Origin of the sequence: Vibrio sp. J1-1 (assembly GCF_021728395.1) — a bacterium.
Lineage (GTDB): Bacteria > Pseudomonadota > Gammaproteobacteria > Enterobacterales > Vibrionaceae > Vibrio.
Window position 1 is genome coordinate 1 of record NZ_JAKKCM010000007.1, and the last position, 17,238, is coordinate 17,238.

14 protein-coding genes, 1 tRNA gene, 1 other RNA gene and 1 pseudogene are annotated in these 17,238 nt (G+C 44.9%); 5 read left to right on the forward strand and 12 right to left on the reverse strand.

Annotation, left to right across the window (positions count from 1 at the left end):
• Nucleotides 1-377: 377 nt before the first annotated feature.
• Nucleotides 378-1,118, reverse strand: a complete 741-nt coding sequence (gene istB / locus L3V31_RS12400; protein ID WP_237316341.1) for an IS21-like element ISVch3 family helper ATPase IstB — start codon at nucleotides 1,116-1,118, stop codon at nucleotides 378-380.
• Nucleotides 1,119-1,129: 11 nt separating this feature from the next.
• A pseudogene (gene istA / locus L3V31_RS12405) lies at nucleotides 1,130-2,663 on the reverse strand (IS21 family transposase).
• A gap of 459 nt (nucleotides 2,664-3,122) precedes the next feature.
• On the opposite strand from istA, the gene L3V31_RS12410 reads away from it, so the two are divergent.
• Nucleotides 3,123-3,431 carry a helix-turn-helix transcriptional regulator gene (locus tag L3V31_RS12410; RefSeq protein ID WP_041154153.1) on the forward strand — a complete coding sequence of 103 codons (309 nt, stop codon included), beginning with the start codon at nucleotides 3,123-3,125 and terminating at the stop codon, nucleotides 3,429-3,431.
• On the opposite strand, the gene L3V31_RS12415 is transcribed toward L3V31_RS12410, so the two are convergent.
• The 5 genes from L3V31_RS12415 to L3V31_RS12435 form a co-directional block, all read right to left on the reverse strand.
• Nucleotides 3,428-4,519 (reverse strand): TniB family NTP-binding protein, encoded by a 1,092-nt coding sequence (locus L3V31_RS12415; RefSeq protein WP_237316342.1) that lies wholly within the window; start codon nucleotides 4,517-4,519, stop codon nucleotides 3,428-3,430. The two genes, L3V31_RS12410 and L3V31_RS12415, sit on opposite strands and share 4 nt — an antisense overlap.
• On the reverse strand, nucleotides 4,491-6,356 hold the full coding sequence (locus L3V31_RS12420) for a transposase family protein (RefSeq protein WP_237316343.1): 1,866 nt from the start codon (nucleotides 6,354-6,356) through the stop codon (nucleotides 4,491-4,493). Before L3V31_RS12420 ends, L3V31_RS12415 begins: the two co-directional genes overlap by 29 nt.
• 2 nt (nucleotides 6,357-6,358) lie before the next feature.
• Nucleotides 6,359-6,931 carry a Tn7 transposase TnsA N-terminal domain-containing protein gene (locus tag L3V31_RS12425; RefSeq protein WP_237316344.1) on the reverse strand — a complete coding sequence of 191 codons (573 nt, stop codon included), beginning with the start codon at nucleotides 6,929-6,931 and terminating at the stop codon, nucleotides 6,359-6,361.
• 160 nt (nucleotides 6,932-7,091) lie between these two features.
• Nucleotides 7,092-7,188: signal recognition particle sRNA small type (ffs, locus tag L3V31_RS12430), an RNA gene on the reverse strand.
• 147 nt (nucleotides 7,189-7,335) lie between these two features.
• Nucleotides 7,336-8,079, reverse strand: a complete 744-nt coding sequence (locus L3V31_RS12435; RefSeq protein WP_237316345.1) for a hypothetical protein — start codon at nucleotides 8,077-8,079, stop codon at nucleotides 7,336-7,338.
• 242 nt (nucleotides 8,080-8,321) lie between these two features.
• Here L3V31_RS12435 and L3V31_RS12440 point away from each other — a divergent pair, with 242 nt between their 5' ends.
• The gene (locus L3V31_RS12440; RefSeq protein WP_237316346.1) at nucleotides 8,322-8,624 is read left to right on the forward strand and encodes a DNA base-flipping protein; all 303 of its coding nucleotides are present in this window, start codon (nucleotides 8,322-8,324) and stop codon (nucleotides 8,622-8,624) included.
• A 33-nt stretch (nucleotides 8,625-8,657) separates the two neighbouring features.
• On the opposite strand, the gene L3V31_RS12445 is transcribed toward L3V31_RS12440, so the two are convergent.
• On the reverse strand, nucleotides 8,658-9,092 hold the full coding sequence (locus L3V31_RS12445; protein WP_237316347.1) for a YbaY family lipoprotein: 435 nt from the start codon (nucleotides 9,090-9,092) through the stop codon (nucleotides 8,658-8,660).
• Between the two features lie 228 nt (nucleotides 9,093-9,320).
• Here L3V31_RS12445 and tesB point away from each other — a divergent pair, with 228 nt between their 5' ends.
• Complete coding sequence (tesB, locus tag L3V31_RS12450) at nucleotides 9,321-10,181, forward strand: acyl-CoA thioesterase II (protein ID WP_020332800.1); 861 nt, start codon at nucleotides 9,321-9,323, stop codon at nucleotides 10,179-10,181.
• A 64-nt stretch (nucleotides 10,182-10,245) separates the two neighbouring features.
• Here tesB and L3V31_RS12455 read toward each other — a convergent pair whose 3' ends face one another.
• Nucleotides 10,246-10,719 carry an Lrp/AsnC family transcriptional regulator gene (locus L3V31_RS12455; RefSeq protein WP_237316348.1) on the reverse strand — a complete coding sequence of 158 codons (474 nt, stop codon included), beginning with the start codon at nucleotides 10,717-10,719 and terminating at the stop codon, nucleotides 10,246-10,248.
• A 138-nt stretch (nucleotides 10,720-10,857) separates the two neighbouring features.
• Between L3V31_RS12455 and L3V31_RS12460 the strand changes: the two genes are divergently transcribed.
• Nucleotides 10,858-11,952 (forward strand): PLP-dependent cysteine synthase family protein, encoded by a 1,095-nt coding sequence (locus tag L3V31_RS12460; protein ID WP_237316349.1) that lies wholly within the window; start codon nucleotides 10,858-10,860, stop codon nucleotides 11,950-11,952.
• 56 nt (nucleotides 11,953-12,008) lie between these two features.
• Here the strand turns inward: L3V31_RS12460 and L3V31_RS12465 are convergent, their stop codons facing one another.
• From L3V31_RS12465 to L3V31_RS12475, 3 genes are all read right to left on the reverse strand, one after another.
• On the reverse strand, nucleotides 12,009-12,326 hold the full coding sequence (locus L3V31_RS12465; RefSeq protein WP_237316350.1) for a DUF1244 domain-containing protein: 318 nt from the start codon (nucleotides 12,324-12,326) through the stop codon (nucleotides 12,009-12,011).
• Nucleotides 12,327-12,568: 242 nt separating this feature from the next.
• Nucleotides 12,569-15,682: a multidrug efflux RND transporter permease subunit VmeF gene (gene vmeF / locus L3V31_RS12470; RefSeq protein ID WP_237316351.1), complete on the reverse strand. Its 3,114-nt coding sequence runs from the start codon at nucleotides 15,680-15,682 to the stop codon at nucleotides 12,569-12,571.
• Complete coding sequence (locus L3V31_RS12475) at nucleotides 15,682-16,776, reverse strand: efflux RND transporter periplasmic adaptor subunit (RefSeq protein ID WP_237316352.1); 1,095 nt, start codon at nucleotides 16,774-16,776, stop codon at nucleotides 15,682-15,684. The genes vmeF and L3V31_RS12475 overlap by 1 nt, the downstream gene beginning before the upstream one ends.
• A gap of 282 nt (nucleotides 16,777-17,058) precedes the next feature.
• Between L3V31_RS12475 and L3V31_RS12480 the strand changes: the two genes are divergently transcribed.
• Nucleotides 17,059-17,143: transfer RNA gene (locus L3V31_RS12480), tRNA-Tyr, on the forward strand.
• The last annotated feature ends 95 nt before the right edge of the window (nucleotides 17,144-17,238 follow it).

A 17,238-nucleotide genomic window follows, 5' to 3' on the forward strand; every position in this document is an offset into this window, starting at 1 on the left:
GACATACGCCATGATCAAAGCACTCAACAAGCTAACAGGGATAGGTATGCCCGAAACTCAGTATATCGTTTAAAATGCAAACGATTTTGCTAGTGTTCGCTCTCAAGTTGAATTCCGCAACAAAGCCAATGGATTCAACAAAAATAAGCTTTCTGACCCCAGTAACACCGTGATTCCATATGAGAAGGTAACATCGCTGCCTGATCAAATGAAAGTTGATACTGTCTCTGCTATAACTCGTGCAATCAACAACGGCGACCCACTCTTTTGCGAGTATTACTCCGAAAGTGGGAAAGGATGCGTATTTCGGTGATTGCGATCGCTCGTTTCGGTTTATTCCGATCACTTGATCCTGCCGTTTTTCTCTCTTCCTATTTTTACTCTAAGTGATCGGATTGCGCCAGTTTTCTCATCGACTCACCTCCCAGTTCTATTCGATGACTATTGTGTACCAGCCGATCCATTAGAGCGTCTGCGACAGTGGCGTTACCGATCATGTTGTACCACTCCTTTACAGGTAACTGACTGATGACGATCGTGCTGCTGTTTTGGTAACGATCTTCAATCACTTCTAATAAGTGACCTGCATGCTCTTGGGTTAGCTTTTCCATCCCCCAGTCGTCGAGGATTAGTAGAGCTTTCTTAGCCAACGATTGAAGTTGCTTTTGATAGCTACCATCCAGACGACCTGCGGTCAGGTCATCAAGCAGGCGAGTTAATCGGTAGTATCTGACCGTGTGTTGTTGGTCGCAGGCACTGGTTGCCAGTGCGCAGCCAAGATACGTTTTGCCAGCACCTGTTGGGCCTGTGATCAAGATATTCTGGTGCTTATGTAGATAACTGCCCGTTAGAAGTTCGCTCATCTGTTTGCGATTGAGATTTCGTCCCTCTTTGTAGATGAGTTGGCTCGGCTGAGCATCCACTCTCAGTTTGGCTTGTCGTTTTAAGCGTTGGATTTTTGTCTGATTGCGATTCAAGATTTCACTTTCCAGAAGTAGGCTTAGCCTTTCCTCGAAGTCCAGCTCTGCGTAGGTGCTCAGTTGTTCTTGTTGCTGCTCTAACGCTTTCACTGCATGGCTCAAGCGGAGGGTTTTGAGTTGGTCGTTCAGTGCGTTCATTTGTATTTCTCCTAGTGATAACAGTTCGGGCCACGAACATTGCTGTGAACAAGGTTCGGCGTGCTCGTGCCGTCTTTGCTCAGTTGTCCTTCACGATTGTTCTTCAGCAGATTGTTGATGAAGGTGTAGTTCGGTTTTGTCAGCATCAGCGCATCTTTACAGGCTTGCTCTAAGCGCGATTCGCCATGCGCTTTACTCAGATTGAGCAGACCAAGACAGGAGCGATACGACTGCTCTGGATGAGGCTTGGAGTTGAGCATCTTATTGACGACTTCTCGTGTGGCTGGGCCGATATTGGCTCCCCAGTTGAGGTAAGCGTCCAGGCGACCACTTCTGATGTTGATGATTACTCGGCATGTGCTCTGGTTGGGTGCTGTTTCCGCGCTCTCTTTGGCTGCGTGGATGCTGGGCGACCAAGTTACCTTGATGGTAGATCTGCACCAGACGGCTGGAGGCTTCCAGTTCGACATGGTGACCAACAAGTTGATGGGGAACCGAGTAGTAGTGGCGGCGATATTCGATGTGATAGTCAGGCCCGACCTTAGCTCGTTTGGTTTCGGTATACAGGTAACGCAGTTTGGGGAGGGGCTTTAACGCAGGCTTATCGAGTTTGTCGAACAGCGCTTTGCGGCTCGCGCCATATTGTTTCATCTCACGTTGGTTTAAGTCATTCATAAGCTCACGGATGGCGAGATTCAGCGCCTTGAAGGTATGGAAGGTTTGGTGTCGCAGCCGCATCATGATCCAGCGTTCCACTAGGAGCACGGCATTCTCTGCCTTGGCCTTGTCTTTCGGTTTGTAAGGGCGAGCGGGCATCACTGCGGTTTGATAGTGATTAGCTAGTTTTTGATAGCTGTCGTTAAGTCTCGGCTCATAACGATTGGCTTTGGTGACCGCGCTACGTAGATTATCGGGAACCAAGAGCTGTGGTACACCACCGAAGTGTTCGAACGCATTAGCATGCGCCTCTAACCAGTAGGGCTTCCCTTGGCTGGGGAAGGCTTCAACATAGGTGTAATAGGACGCGCCTAAGGTCGCGACGAACACTTCCGCTTCACGCACTTCTCCTGTGTCAGGGTTGACCACCTGAAGCCTCGGCCCACAGTAGTCGATAAACAGCTTATCACCCGCAACATGAAGCTGGCGCATGCTGCGCTTTTGGGTTTTGAACCAGCGAGTGAAGTGCTCACAGAACTGAGTGTAAGCGTAAGCTTGCTCTTGATATTGCTCATGATATTCCTGCCAGAGCAGCATCTTCGTCATGCCTTTACGTCTGAGTTCGACTGCGTATTGAGTGAAGTCTGGCATGACTTTATCGCGACTGGCTTTCTTGCTGTGATACAGCGCTTGCGTGAGATCAGCATCGCTGCAACTTTCGGGTAGAGGCCAGCCAAGTTGGCTTTGTTTAAAGCGAGTCAGGAGTTCCGATATGGTGGACGGGCCGAGTTTCAAGCAAGAAGCGATACCACGATTGGAGAGACCGCAGTCGTACTTAAGGCGTAATACCTCTTTGATTTTGTTCATTGGAGTTCTCTTTTTGGTCATTATCGCTTCCTTACCTTCTTGTTTAAGAAGTAAAGAATAGCGAGTTATTGATTTAAAAGAGAAAAAGGAAGGGTTTCGGGCATTCCGATCACCGATTTCGGAGTTAGGCTAAAAGTGATCGGATAATCGCGGAATCAGTGATCGGTTTAAACCGAAATGGGTGATCGGATAATCCCGAAATGACTGATCGGAATGCTCCGAAATACGCAATATGTACTTTCTCGCGTGATTATCATCATCAAACCGATCTTCTGATTGCTGGAGCTCGTCCCGGGCTTGTATCACTGTAAAGCGATCCAAGTTTCTATTTATCAAAAGGTTATAAATTGGATGACTGAGCTTTTTGGTTCTTTTCACTGTAACCTCTAAACACCACAAAACTTAGGATTGCTAAGTATACAAAAATAAGTAAAACTTAGACAATCTAAGTTATCTATAGGTATAAAAAAGAATGTCTAAGTGGAAAACCCGATCCCAGCGAGGCTCAAAGCAGCGCGTAAAAAAGCTAAAATCACCCAAAAAGATCTTGGGGTAAAAATTGGAATGGAAGAAAGCTCTGCAAGTGGTCGAATGAACCATTACGAAAAAGGTCGTCATGTCCCTGATATCGGAACATTAACCCGTATGGCTGAAGAGTTGGATGTACCGCTGAATTATTTCTTTTGTAAGGATGAAGTGACGGCTGAATTGGCTTGTCTGATTGATAAGTTGAGCGATGAAGAGAAGGCGGGGTTGTTGGAGAGCCTGAACGTGAAAAGTAATCGCTAAGCTTTAAGCCCATTTTTGCTCAATAGCATGCTCAACGGAATGGCATCAGTAAAGCGAGGGGCAAGTATTTTATCTTCAGTGGTCATTGCATTTAGGTTGTAAGCAGAACCAGAGTCAAATTGATGAAGACTAAGCTCCTCTAAAGGACGATCAAAAGGGTTATCCAGGTAGGGGAACTTAAATGCAAAAGTGCGTGACAATATTACTTTGTCGATCGTATCCGCATTCTCGTTGAAACTCATAAGTAGCGCATCTTTCAAGAAGTGTTTTAACGCTCGACACTCCCCTCGACACATTACAAACAAAGGAAATAGCACTTCATTCTTTGTAAGCACAGGTGGCTCATCAAAACCCATCCTTGAACTCAAACCCGCGACAAATCTGGCAAAATGTTTTTTTTGTTCTAAGTCAACCTCATAAGATGCTGTTCTACTCGAACGACTGTTGGCTTTCAACAACTTGAAATAATGTATCTTTCTTCTCCAACTTAGCCGCGAGTTCCATTGTGATTCAGTCGCTATCACATCAGCATAAGGCATACCCACTAACACAAACGAGACTCTTGCTTCTTCACTTATATATTTAAATGTGTTGGCAATAACTTGTCTCTGTTCTGCGGTTGAAAACTCAACGAGCTCTTGAATTTCATTAACAATAATAAGCTCTACAGATTTACGTTTAAGTTGCTTTACAACAGCTTCACCAAGACCAATTTCATTGTGACGCCGGACACCTCTTCCTCCTGATTTACAATCCAAATCAACCAAAAATTGGGTAAGCGTGTTCTGTTCATTGATACGGCTTGGCACTCTAGTGCTTAATACCGGCTGCTTCCCCCAAGTTGAACCAGAATGAAAACGTGACAAGTAGTTATTGATCAAAGCCGTCTTTCCACTTCCAGCCTCACCAGTTAACAGAAAAGATTCCGGCTCACCACCAAGGGTATGATTAAAACGAAGTTGATCGAAAATAGAATATATTTCAGTTATCGCGGGATACTCGATAAAGCAAGTTTCAAAAGATTTTAGCTGCTCAAATTGCTTTGGTGTTAAGTTCAAATTAATACCCTTCAATATCTTCAAAATCATCGTCTGCTAAGTACTCTGAAGCATCGGAGACAACCTCAGATTGATGCTTAACCGGAGTCGTATTGATTGAGCTTGGTCCCTCAGAACCCACATCATTAAACTTTGCTAGTTTCGAAGTGTTACCTGTTTTGGGAAGGTTGGGCTTGCGACTTTTAGCACTACGGAATCTATCGGTTTCTTCCTGAATACGTTTTTTCATATACAGAAATGTATCCGCAAGAGCCTCTTCATCAGCAAGCTGCTTAGTGTTAAGCCTGCGTACTTTTTGTATGCGTTCGTGTTCAAAAAGTGACAGTCCGTTCGTATATCCGCTGTTGTCTACCGCTGGAACTTTTATGTACCTCTTCTCTGATTCTAGGTAAACATGAATGTAGCTAATATCAGAAGGGTCTGTTTTGGTCTTAACAAAGAGCTTTTTACCATTGTTAGATGTGCAATATTTCCGGTATTCAATTAGCTCGGCGGACTGATAACGTAAGTTATGAAGCCTGATCCCTGCAACTCCAATGGTTCTGTGTCTGAGTAATCCTAACTCTACTCTGAGTTGCTCCTTCTCAGTTCCGTCATAGTAAGACGGAGTCCATTTCGATTGGTTCCACTTGTGGTATGGAATCCCACGCTCTCTAGAATCTGGTGCCATGTGGTAATAATCGACAATCCACTTATGGAGTAATTCAAGAAATATCGATACCCTGACCACCGCATCCTTTTTAGGGTTATAATCTTGTAGCTGAGTCGGGTTAGCAAATGTTTTACCAGGCAAAGAATTAACTAACCCTTTATTCATTTGATCGAACAATTTTTCGATTCCTGACTTTCGCCATGGTTTAGCAGCTTGGCTGTATTGAATGTCTGACACCAAAGGCCGTAACGAATCTTCCAAGCTTTGACTCCAAAACTCGGCACCATTGTCGACAACCAAACAATCAATCTTACCGTGACAAGGCCATTCTTTCTGAATGGATGGATACTTTTCTTTAATCCAGTTCTTATCCAAAAGTGAATTCAACAGTGCCTTTCTAACAGAGTCAAAGCTAGGCTCTCTAAAGTTGATGCTGCAACCAACGATACATTTACTGAATCGATCATAAAGCATCGTGAGATAGGGACGGCCCAAAGGAATATCTAACTCATCATCAATCAAAATCACAGGAACGGGGGTATGGTCTATTTCGAGAAACTCCATTGGTTTGGCCGCAGCTACCTGCTGACCAACCGATCGAAACTCCCGATCTGCATACCGTTTACCAAACCTTGCAATCGCTACTTCATAAGGAGGTAAGTTATTTATTCGATTGTAAAAAGTACGTTCGCTAATCAGCTTAATTTTTCCTTCGACAATCCCACGATTTATTTGAATCACTCGACTCTTATAATATCGATAAGCTTCTGCAACACTAAGTTGTTCGCGAGTCAGGTATATGTTCTTAATTGCTTCATCGATCAAGGGTTGTGAATCCATTTCTTTTTGGCGATTCCCCTTAAAACTATGTTTCGGAATAAGTGCACATGAGTCTTTTCCTGCCTCAAAGTAGGCTTTCTTCCAATCTGCTAATGTTCGCCAACCTGGGGGAATAAGTTGTAATTCTGATTCAACGAGACTTAAGATTGGATTTAAGTTTTTCTTGGTCCACCCACCTTTTAAGCGTTTTTCCACAAAAGCAATGACTTTTATACGGCGAAGAACCTCTTTTTGCACCTTGTTGGGCAAGCTATCTATGGTTGAAGATATTTCAATGTGTTCTTGAATTAGCCCTATTGGAGGCAGCTGTGACTCTTCTTCCGAAGCTTTAAACTCATCAAAGAACCCAAATATATTATTGGAATCCGATGGCATAGTTAGCACCAAACGTAAGTTTCGAGGCCAAATCCAATATTGCTGGGGTCTGCTTTAACTTGCCCCGAAGAGATCCAAGGCAGAGTGGAGATAAGCGTGTCTTGCTCTGATAGACCGAAATACAAAGATACCTCTTGCAGCTTCACCATTTGCTTGCGTTGAATAAACGCTAAAACAAGCTTTTGAAATTCGGTCACTGTGCGCAATCCAGAATAGCGGTGTAGTAACTTAAAGTTGTCTAACTTTGGCCCCATTCTAATTTGTTTCTCAGTAACCAAAACTAAGCGTCTATTGAACTCATTCAACGCAACTCTTTGCTTCTCTTCAAAACGCTCCCTGAAAGCGGGTTTTAAGATCTGACTAGAATGTTTTACCTCGAAAAATGTTGATTGTTCCTTGTGATCCGTTACTAAAAAATCTGGAGCATATCTGCACTTACGATTATTGAATTGATAGTGGAAGCCAAAAGGTTGGGAAGTGAAGCTTTTGATGTTTGCGTTGTATTCTAGGTGAAAGCAGAAATCGAATTCCAGAATGGAGAGAGTACGAACAACTGCGTCATTCTTCAAGCTCATAAACTTGCAGATATTGTGAACGTGGGGAGGTTTTTGGTTTGGTCGAACTGAGTGTGGGAACCTTTGTTGTAACGTACAAAAAATAGACTATTAAGACTTATGCGGCGAATATGAAAAAAGCCTGCAATGTATTTAAACACTGCAGGCTTTTCAATGGGTGGGACCCCAGCCACATCCCGGCACACAAGTCACACGCTGCGGCTGCTTCCTTCCGGACCTGACCGAGTTCACGAGCTATTGTTGCGAGAGGACCAGAGCCCCATAATTCTTTTGTTGAGGGCTTGCCTCAAACGATGGGGCGATTATTCAGTATCAGACCTCATAATGCAAGGGCAAAAACCTTTAATTTCACCAATTAGCGTTCGTTTGAACAAAACTCGGTCAATCTAGGATTTACTAAGAACTTATAGCTCTGCTTGCTCATCACTGCTGCGCAGGATGTAATCCGTCATCCACGCCGTACCCAACAAACAGATCCACACGACAAAAACGGGCTTAGGTACATCTGTTGCAGGGCTTACAACCAGAGCAGCAAAACCTACGGTAGGTAACGTCCAACAAAGCAGCTTACTCCAGTGAATGGATTGTTTGATCTTTGTTAGTGTCTCCATTGAGGCAAGCATACCTGTCAGACAGAGCGCCACCAATGCGGCGTAGGTTAAATCTGCCACCCATAAAGGCAGTAACAATAGCAATGGCCACCAGCTGTGCTTATTCGAAGTCTTCCAATGAGTGATTGACCACCACATGACGAGGACAGCAAGCGTCTGCACAACGGTTACCGATGCTGAGCCTTCCAACTTTCCACCCTGCTGGGTGACCATAATGCCGACCTGCAAGGTCAAAACAATTAATCCGGTGGTCAGCAATACCCCAAGAGAGCTTCGATGAGAGAACACCACCATTAACAGTGGGAATAGAATTAAGACCCCAATAGATAACGCAATGGGCTGTATCGAGAGTGTGGCTCCAAATGCCATCATAGCGCCAAGCAGCACTAAACCTGCTAGTCCGCCTTGGGGCAGTAGCCATAATGCCGGGATCATGAGAGCGAGAACAGGGAGATCACCGCCACTTAAACTCATTGCTTTGGCACACACTACCGCGAGTAAAATCGTAATAAAAAACTGGATTGTAGAAAAAATCATAGCGCCTCCTGGCTTCCCCACCGACTTGGAACTCAACGACAAAAAGCACGGACTCATCAGTCGTTAAGTGGGTCTAGACATCATTTTGTATTTCAACAGAGTTCACCAACATCACTTCGCTGCGAAAATGTAACGGCGTTAAAGCGCGAAAAACTAGGGTGCTACAAGCGTCAATAACTAATGGCGAAATACTGGCCGTCTGTATTACCATTCCTTGGCAATCCACAACGGACACTTTGAGTATGGACCAATTCTTAGCGCAAATCTTTGCTGTAATTCACCAAATTCCACCTGGGAAAGTCTCGACTTACGGCGAGATCGCAAAAATGGCAGGTTATCCGGGCTATGCGCGGCATGTTGGAAAAGCGCTTGGAAACTTACCGGAAGGCAGCAAGCTCCCTTGGTTTAGAGTCATTAATAGCCAAGGAAAAATATCGTTAAAGGGTCGGGATTTAGACAGACAAAAGAAGAAGCTAGAATCAGAAGGGATAGAAGTGTCTGAGCTTGGAAAAGTATCGCTCAGAAAATACAAATGGCAGCCTTAACTAAAGCTGCCACTTTTCATACGTTTTGACAAATTAGCGGACGCCTACAAGTTTGATATCTACTTGATGAGTTTGCGCCGGATCTGTAATAACCGCGTGACGAGTGTCGCTGATGAAACGCAACTTACCATCAACTTCAATACGAGCACGAACACTGTAGGTATGATTCGCTTGAATTTCATTGCTGTCGTAGCTAAGTTCAAAAGCAATAGGAACTTGCTTTCCTTCAGTTTTAAAGGTTTGCTTAGCGATAACCTTTGATGGCGCATCCGCCAGAGACACATCTTCTAGTGCTACACTAACTAAAGCATTTGGTGGCAAAGCAATTCGTTCACGGTAAGCCACTGTACCTGTAATGGTCTTCATTGACACCTCAGCAGAATCCATTTCTGTTGTTTGAGAAGTTTGACACCCCACAAGAGCAGCACCAAAAAATAAAGATGTAACAAGTAATAGTGTTTTTTTCATATATTCCTCAGGATGAATATTAAGCCAAGGTAAGTATACGGTCGAATCAGCACGCTGTCTTTGATAAGTTGCTTGATTTAACAATAGTTTGACGGAGTTAAGGGATACCAAGCATTTGATTTTGTTTCATTATTGTTACAAAGTATACACCTAGGAGTTTAAGAACCACTTCACAGACCTGTGGGAAATGGGTTAACTTGATATCAACACACTCGGTGAGGAGACACTATGAGTAAACCACTAAGAGAGTTGCTCAGCCTGCTACAACTCGAACAATTAGAAGAAGGCTTGTTCCGCGGACAGAGCGAGAACCTAGGTTTACCTCAAGTATATGGTGGTCAGGTGATTGGACAGGCACTTTCTGCCGCCCGATATACCGTCGAAGAAACTCGCACTGTACACTCGTTTCACAGCTACTTTCTGTATCCTGGCGATTCTGAAAAGCCGATTATTTACGACGTGGAAAACCTGCGAGATGGTCGTAGCTTTAGTACCCGCCGTGTTAAAGCGATTCAAAATGGCCGCCCTATTTTCTACCTGACAGCTTCCTATCATGGCGATCAACCGGGATTCGACCATCAGAAAACCATGCCGGATATTCCGGGGCCAGAAAACTTTCCTTCCGAAAGTGAGCTGGCAAGCCATATTGCAGAGTATCTCCCGGAAAGGTTACGCAAAACCTTTTGTGGTGAAAAACCCATTGAGACACGACCTGTAACGGTGATCAATCCACTCAAACCAACCAAAGCAGAGCCCAAACAATACCTTTGGATTCGTGCCAATGGCGAGATGCCAGACAATCAACTGATCCACCAGTATTTATTAGCTTACGCGTCGGATTGGGGCTTCCTTGTCACCGCGCTACACCCACATGGTGTGTCTTTAATGACGCCAAACTTCCAGGTGGCAACCATCGACCATTCGATCTGGTTCCATCGCCCGTTTAAAATGGATGAATGGTTGCTGTACGCAATAGAAAGCCCGACGGCGAGTCACACTCGTGGACTGGTTCGTGGAGAGATCTACAATCAACAAGGTCACCTAGTTGCAACAGCCGTTCAAGAAGGCGTCATGCGTTACACGAAATAGGTTGTGTTTCCAATACGACAAAGGAGCGCCGCTCGCTCCTTTGTTAATAACGTAACGCTGTGAGTTAAATACGGCCAATAGGTAACTCTGTCGTGTACTTAATCGACTCCATCGCGAACGTAGACGTCACATTTGAAAGCCCCTTCACGCTATTTACCAGCCGTTTGTAAAACTTATCGAAGCATTTCATATCCTTGACCAACACTTTCATCATGTAATCGTACTCACCTGCCATTCGATAGAACTCCATGACCTCGGGGAAATCACTCACGGTAGTAACGAAATGGTGGTACCACTCTTCAGAGTGATCAATGGTCTTAAGTTGCACAAAGGCAATGAAGGATAAATCGAGTTTTTCTGCACTTAATAACGCAACTCGCTTTTCAATGTATCCATCGTCCTCTAGTTTCTTAAGACGCTTCCAGCATGGTGTTGTGGTGAGGTTAACCTGCTCGGCCAACTCGTTTAGAGACAATGTTCCGTCTGTCTGGAGCAAAGACAGTAACTGCCTGTCAATTTTATCTAAATTATTTTCCATATAGTCTAATTATAAGAGAATTAATTTCTACAAAACAACCATCACCAAACAAATATAGCAAAGTTTTTCTCTCGACTAATAGGTAAATTATTTTCATAACAAAACCTAACTTACTAGTCACTTTCAAGGAGAGACGCTATGTGTACTGACCACCAGTGGATCAACAATGCAGTACGTAAAATTGAAGCGGATTTTCAACGCTCTGCAGACACTCACCTGTTTAAACTCGATCTTCCCTCTCTTGATGGTATCGATATCTACTTAAAAGATGAGAGCACACACCCTACTGGTTCATTAAAACACCGTTTAGCGCGTTCTCTATTTCTGTATGCGATTTGCAATGGTTGGATTGGCCCCGAGACCACCGTCATTGAAGCCTCTTCAGGAAGTACTGCTGTGTCTGAAGCCTACTTCGCTCGCCTGCTTGGCCTGCCATTTATTGCCGTTATGCCAAAAAGCACTGCACGCAAGAAAATAGAACAGATAGAGTTTTATGGTGGTAAAGCACATTTAGTCGAACGCTCAGATCAAATCTATGACGAGTCTCGACGCCTCGCAAAGGAGCTAGACGGACACTACATGGATCAGTTCACCTATGCAGAGCGTGCGACTGACTGGCGTGGGAACAATAACATCGCAAACTCTATCTTTAGCCAAATGAAGTTAGAAGATCATCCCATTCCAAGTTGGGTGGTTATGAGCCCGGGTACGGGTGGTACATCCGCAACTATAGGGCGATTTATCCGTTACCAAAAATACGAAACAAAACTGTGTGTTGCTGACCCTGAAAATTCGGTGTTTTATGATGCTTTCCAGTCAGGAAATTCGGATTTGAAATGCGAAAGTGGAAGCAAAATTGAAGGCATTGGTCGACCTAGAGTAGAACCTAGCTTTATCGCTGGCGTGGTCGATGAAATGCGCAAAATACCAGATGCGGCCAGTGTGGCAACCGCGCATTGGGTTTCTGACTTGATTGGTCGAAAGGTGGGCGCATCGACGGGAACCAACCTCTATGCGGTGCTTCAGCTTGCTTGTGAGATGAAACTGCGTGGTGAAACTGGCTCTATCGTGACTCTGCTGTGTGATTCTGGTGACCGTTACTTGGATAGTTATTTCGATATGGAATGGGTGAAGAAAAATATTGGTGATATTCAACCTTACCTTTCACAGCTCGAAGTCATCCAAGCAAAAGGCTGTGTAGAGCAAGCCTGCCATGAGCCTGTTGTTGCCTAATTGAGAGACAAAACAGCCCGTATGGTGCGGGCTGTTTTTTTATACGGTTTAGAGCGCTACTTTTTCTGACGCGCTTCAAAAGCGGCTAGCTGCTCTGGTGTCGCTGCTGGCTGGTGGTTTTGCTTCCACTCATCGTAAGTCATACCGTAAACACGTTCACGAGCATCATCGATGTCTAAGTCTACACCGAGTTTGTCGGCCTCTGCGGTGTACCACTTGCTAAAACAGTTACGGCAAAAGCCCGCTAGGATCATTAGGTCAATATTCTGCACGTCTTTATTTGCATCCAGATGAGCTAATAGACGGCGAAATGTCGCTGCATCGAGTTTATCTTGCTCTTCTTGTGTGAGGTTTTTGTATTTAAATTCAGCCACTTTACTTTCCTTCTCGACTATTTAACTTGCTGCTATCGGCATGTATACGATTAACGCGGTCACATCCATCGCTAGAGAGTGAACAACAAGCACTATTATTATAAAAATGATTCGTCACACAGGGTAACGCCAAGTGACGAAAAACACCATTACGTCATACGTAAAACAGTATTAGGTAGAAACAAAAAAGCACCGAATGAACGAATCAACCGGTGCTTTCTGTCATCAACAATTTAACCTTTCTAAGGGTGCGCGGTACGCCCTTTGGTATCCTGACTCAGTGCCTTATTGAGTTCAGCTTCAACATGACCAGGGGCTCGTGTATTCGCTGCTATCAATCGGTACATCGCCGGTATAACGAATAGAGTAACCATTGTCGCAAAGCCCATGCCAAAGAAAATCACTGTACCAACCGCGACTCGGCTTTCATAACCCGCCCCCGTCGACGAAATCAATGGTATTGCGCCTGCTAGGGTGGTAAATGCCGTCATTAAGATTGGACGCAAACGACGAGCCGCCGCATCAATGATCGCTTTTTCAAACTCAACGCCGCGGTCACGGAGTTGGTTCGCAAACTCAACGATCAATATGCCATTTTTTGTCACCATGCCAATCAGCATGACCATACCAATCTGGCTATAAATATTCATGCCCTGGCTCATCACGATTAAGCCTAAGAAGCCACCAAATACCCCCATTGGAACGGTAAACATCACCACCAATGGGTTCACAAAACTTTCAAACTGAGCAGCCAGCACGAGATAGGCAACCAGCAAAGCGAGGGCAAAAACAACCGCAACGCTGGACTGATTCTCTTTAAAGTCTTTTGACTCGCCAGAGTAGCTTACCGAGATATCACCAGGCAGAGAATCAATCGCTTCTTGGTCAAGGAAGTTCAACGCATCACCTAACGTATAGCCGTCTGACAAGTTCGCTGTAATGGTGATGGATTTTTGCTTGTTGTAGTGAGAAAGACGAATCGAAGCCGCTACCTCTTCTATTTTGGTAACCGTATCCAGCGTTACTAACTCACCACTATTGGTGCGCAAATAGATCTGGCTTAGATCTGCCGCATTGTTAAAGCTATTCTCGTCGCCGCGCAGATACACGTCGTATTCTTCACCGCGATCAACGTAAGTAGTCTCACTTTTCCCACCCAGCATAATTTCAAGTGTATCGGAGATATCTCTCACACTAACACCCAGTTCCGCTGCGCGCTGTCTGTCGACCGTTACTAACAATTCTGGCGTCTTCTCTGAGTAGTCGATCTCTGCGCCTTCCATCATTGGCGACTCTTCCGCTTTATTTTTCAGTTCTTCAGCCCAGACCAGCAATTCATCATAATCCGAGCCGCCTAACACAAACTGAACGGGCTCACTTGAACCGCCTCGAAAACCTGGCATAAAAGGGAAAACACGCACATCAGGAATACCTGCCAATGCGCCACGTACTTTACCTAAAGCCTGTTGAGCGGTGACGTTTCTCTCGTTCCAGTCTTCCAGAATCATAATGACAAAACCCGTTTGGTCACCAGCCTGACCACCAAATGCCGGGGTTTGGATACTAAATGATTTAAGGAACCCTTGCCCTAACAATGGCATTAATCGGTCTTCGACAATATCCATGTTCGCTGACATTCGGTTGTAAGACGTAGCATCCGCGCCACGAACAAAGGCAAAAATCACGCCCCTGTCTTCTTGCGGCGTCAACTGAGCGGGAACCTGATTCATCAGAGCATAGCTTCCGCCCATACAAGCTAAGATCACAAGAGGCGCAATTAAGCGAACTTTCAATGCACCTTTTAATACGCCACGATAACCACGTTCAAGTTTCGCAAACATACGATCGACGGTTTCGTTGAAACGGTTTGGTTTGACGTTGGCTTTTAAAATTTGGCTTCCCAGCACCGGCGTCAAAGTGAGTGCAATCAGAGATGAGAAAATCACTGACATCGCCAGCAACACTGAAAATTCGGTAAACAGCAAGCCAACCATACCATCCATAAAGGAAATGGGCAGGAACACCATAACCAGCACGAATGTGGTTGCGATAACCGCAAAGCCAACTTCTCGAGTCCCTTTATAGGCAGCAAGCAACGGAGACTCTCCCCGCTCAATATGGTGAAAGATATTCTCCACGACCACAATGGCGTCATCGACCACCAGCCCGATGGATAAAATCAGTGCCATTAGCGTGATCAAGTTGATAGAGAAGCCGAAGTAATACGCAGCGATGAAAGACGAGATCAACGAAACGGGGACCGTCACCGCTGGAATTAACGTCGCTCGTGCCTGACCAATAAAGATATACAGCACCAGAATCACCAGACCGCCGGTAATAAATAACGTGCTATACACTTCTTCTATCGAGCGCTCGATAAACACCGTTGCATCATAGTCAATTGCGAGGCGAGCGCCTTCCGGTAAGAACTTCTGGATATTATCCACTTCAGAGCGAACCCGTTCAGCCACCTCCAATGGGTTAGCGTCCGACTGAGGCACCACACCTAAGCTGATGTTCACCACGCCATCGCTTTTAAAAGTCGAGTTTTCGTTTTCCGCGCCAATAAAGACATCCGCGACATCTCTTAAATAGATTGGCGTGTCATCGTTCGCGCGTTTAATAACCAGATATTGAAAATCTTCGGGCGTGTTGTAGGTTCGTGCAGTCCGTACCGACATCACCGTAGAGTCATTTCGCACTTCCCCACCCGGACTCTCGAGGTTTTCATTACGCAAAGCCGTCGTAATATCCGATGCCGTTACCGCTCGGCCAGCCATCAGATCAGGCTTCAGCTTTACGTACATGACTTTATACAGACCACCAGAAAGATCGATCGAGCTCACCCCTGAAATCAAACTGAAGCGATCCATCAACACGCGCTCTGCATAATCCGTCAGTTGGGTGCGATCCATTTCTGACGAGCTAAGGTTGATATAAAGAGAAGCCTCGCCAGAACCATTGTTCTTATAAACAATGGGATCATCCGCTTCGTCTGGTAATGCGCGTTGAGCACGGGCAACGGCATCACGCACATCGCTTACGCCAGTATTGAGATCATACCCAAGGTCAAAAGTAATAGTGATCCGTGACGAGCTGTTACGTGTTGTTGAACTGATCTCGTCAATGCCACTGATGCCAGAAAGCTGATCTTCGAGAACCGACGTAATCTGGCTCTCGATAATAGTGGCGGAAGCCCCTTCGTAGCGAGTCGAAATTGACACTACAGGGCTCTCGATGTCTGGCATTTCACGTACCGAAAGCTTGTTGAATGACACCAAGCCAAACACACACAGCAGCATACTCAATACCAGTGACGCGATGGGACGTTTTACGGAAATATCAGAAAGTAACATTAGTTTTCTTCCTTATCCGAACCGTTGCTCTGATTAGTGGACGTCATTTTTGGCGATTTGAGCGGCGCTACGATTTCTTTGACCTGAACACCATCACGCATGTTTACGATGCCTTGGACCACGATCTTATCACCGACCTTTACGCCTAACTCAATCACAACTTCGTTGTCCACACGAGCCCCAAGAAGCACCTCTGTACGTGTTGCTTTGTTGTTTTCATCAATAACGTATACGTATCGCTTGGTACCAGAATACTCGAGTGCCTGTACTGGAATAATCGGTGCTTCAATAGCTGGAAAGGCCAAAGATGCATTCATCAGCATTCCCGGCTTCAAGCGATTTTCCGGGTTATCAAACTGAATACGCACACGTAAATTCAGCGTCTCTGTGCTAATACGAGTATCAATACCCGTTACTTTTCCGATAAAAGATTGATCACCCCATGCGCTTGTCTTTGCTTCGACGTCCATACCAACAGAAAGCATCGACAAATATCGCTCTGGTACTTGCAGATCTAATTCCATCACAGAAAGATCATCCAACGTTAAAAGCTCAGTACCAGCACTGACCATTTTTCCTCGGCTGAAATCAATAAATCCAACAGTCCCAGAGAATGGTGCATCAATATGAAGATCGGCAAGGTTGGCTTTTGCAGCATCTAAGCGAGCATCTGCAATTTGAACACTGGCTTTCTGAGCATCAATTTCAGTTGGCGTAATCGCATTACGCTTAACTAAGCGCTGAAACTCTTTTAGTTTTCGTTGCTCATCTTTAAGGTACGCCTGGGCTTCAACAAGAGCAGCTCTTGCTTTGTCATCATTGAGCTTAATCAACAGTTGTCCGTGCTGGACATTCTGATTAGCTTTTACGGCAATTTGCTCTACTTTGCCTGAAACCTCAGATGCAATAATAACCGACTCTGCTGCTTCTAATTTACCAATAAGAGATAAAGACTGATTAATTTCATGCGTTTCTACTTGCTCTGTCACAACCGTAACAGCAGATGGGCCGCGCTGCGCTGCTAAAGTAGTTTGCGATGCCAATAATAGAGAAAGCGTTAAAACAGATAAGGATAAAGTGGCTTTCATATTCATATTCTTAGTTAATTAGCGAATAAACTTAGGTCATTAAACTTCATACAGTTTATCAATACTTACGAGCCTTAACGTCAAGTAGTGTAAATTCCGGAAGAAATAAGGATTTATTCTGTATAAATGACAAACAAAACGCTGACTTTCTAGCATCTTTGAATAAAAAGACAGCATTCGACGTATAAACGCAAGAAAAATACTTTACAGCCTGAGCGAGTTTGCTATGATTCGCTCCGCACTTGGGAGATGAGTTGGGAAAACAGCTTCTAAGTATAAAAATACCCTGGAGGGGTTCCCGAGTGGCCAAAGGGAGCAGACTGTAAATCTGCCGGCACTGCCTTCGATGGTTCGAATCCGTCCCCCTCCACCATATTTCTTCTTGTGATCATCTTATGGATAGATTGTGAGAAACACTTGGAAAACGTGTTGGGAAAACATTTTCTAAGTATAAAAAAACCTGGAGGG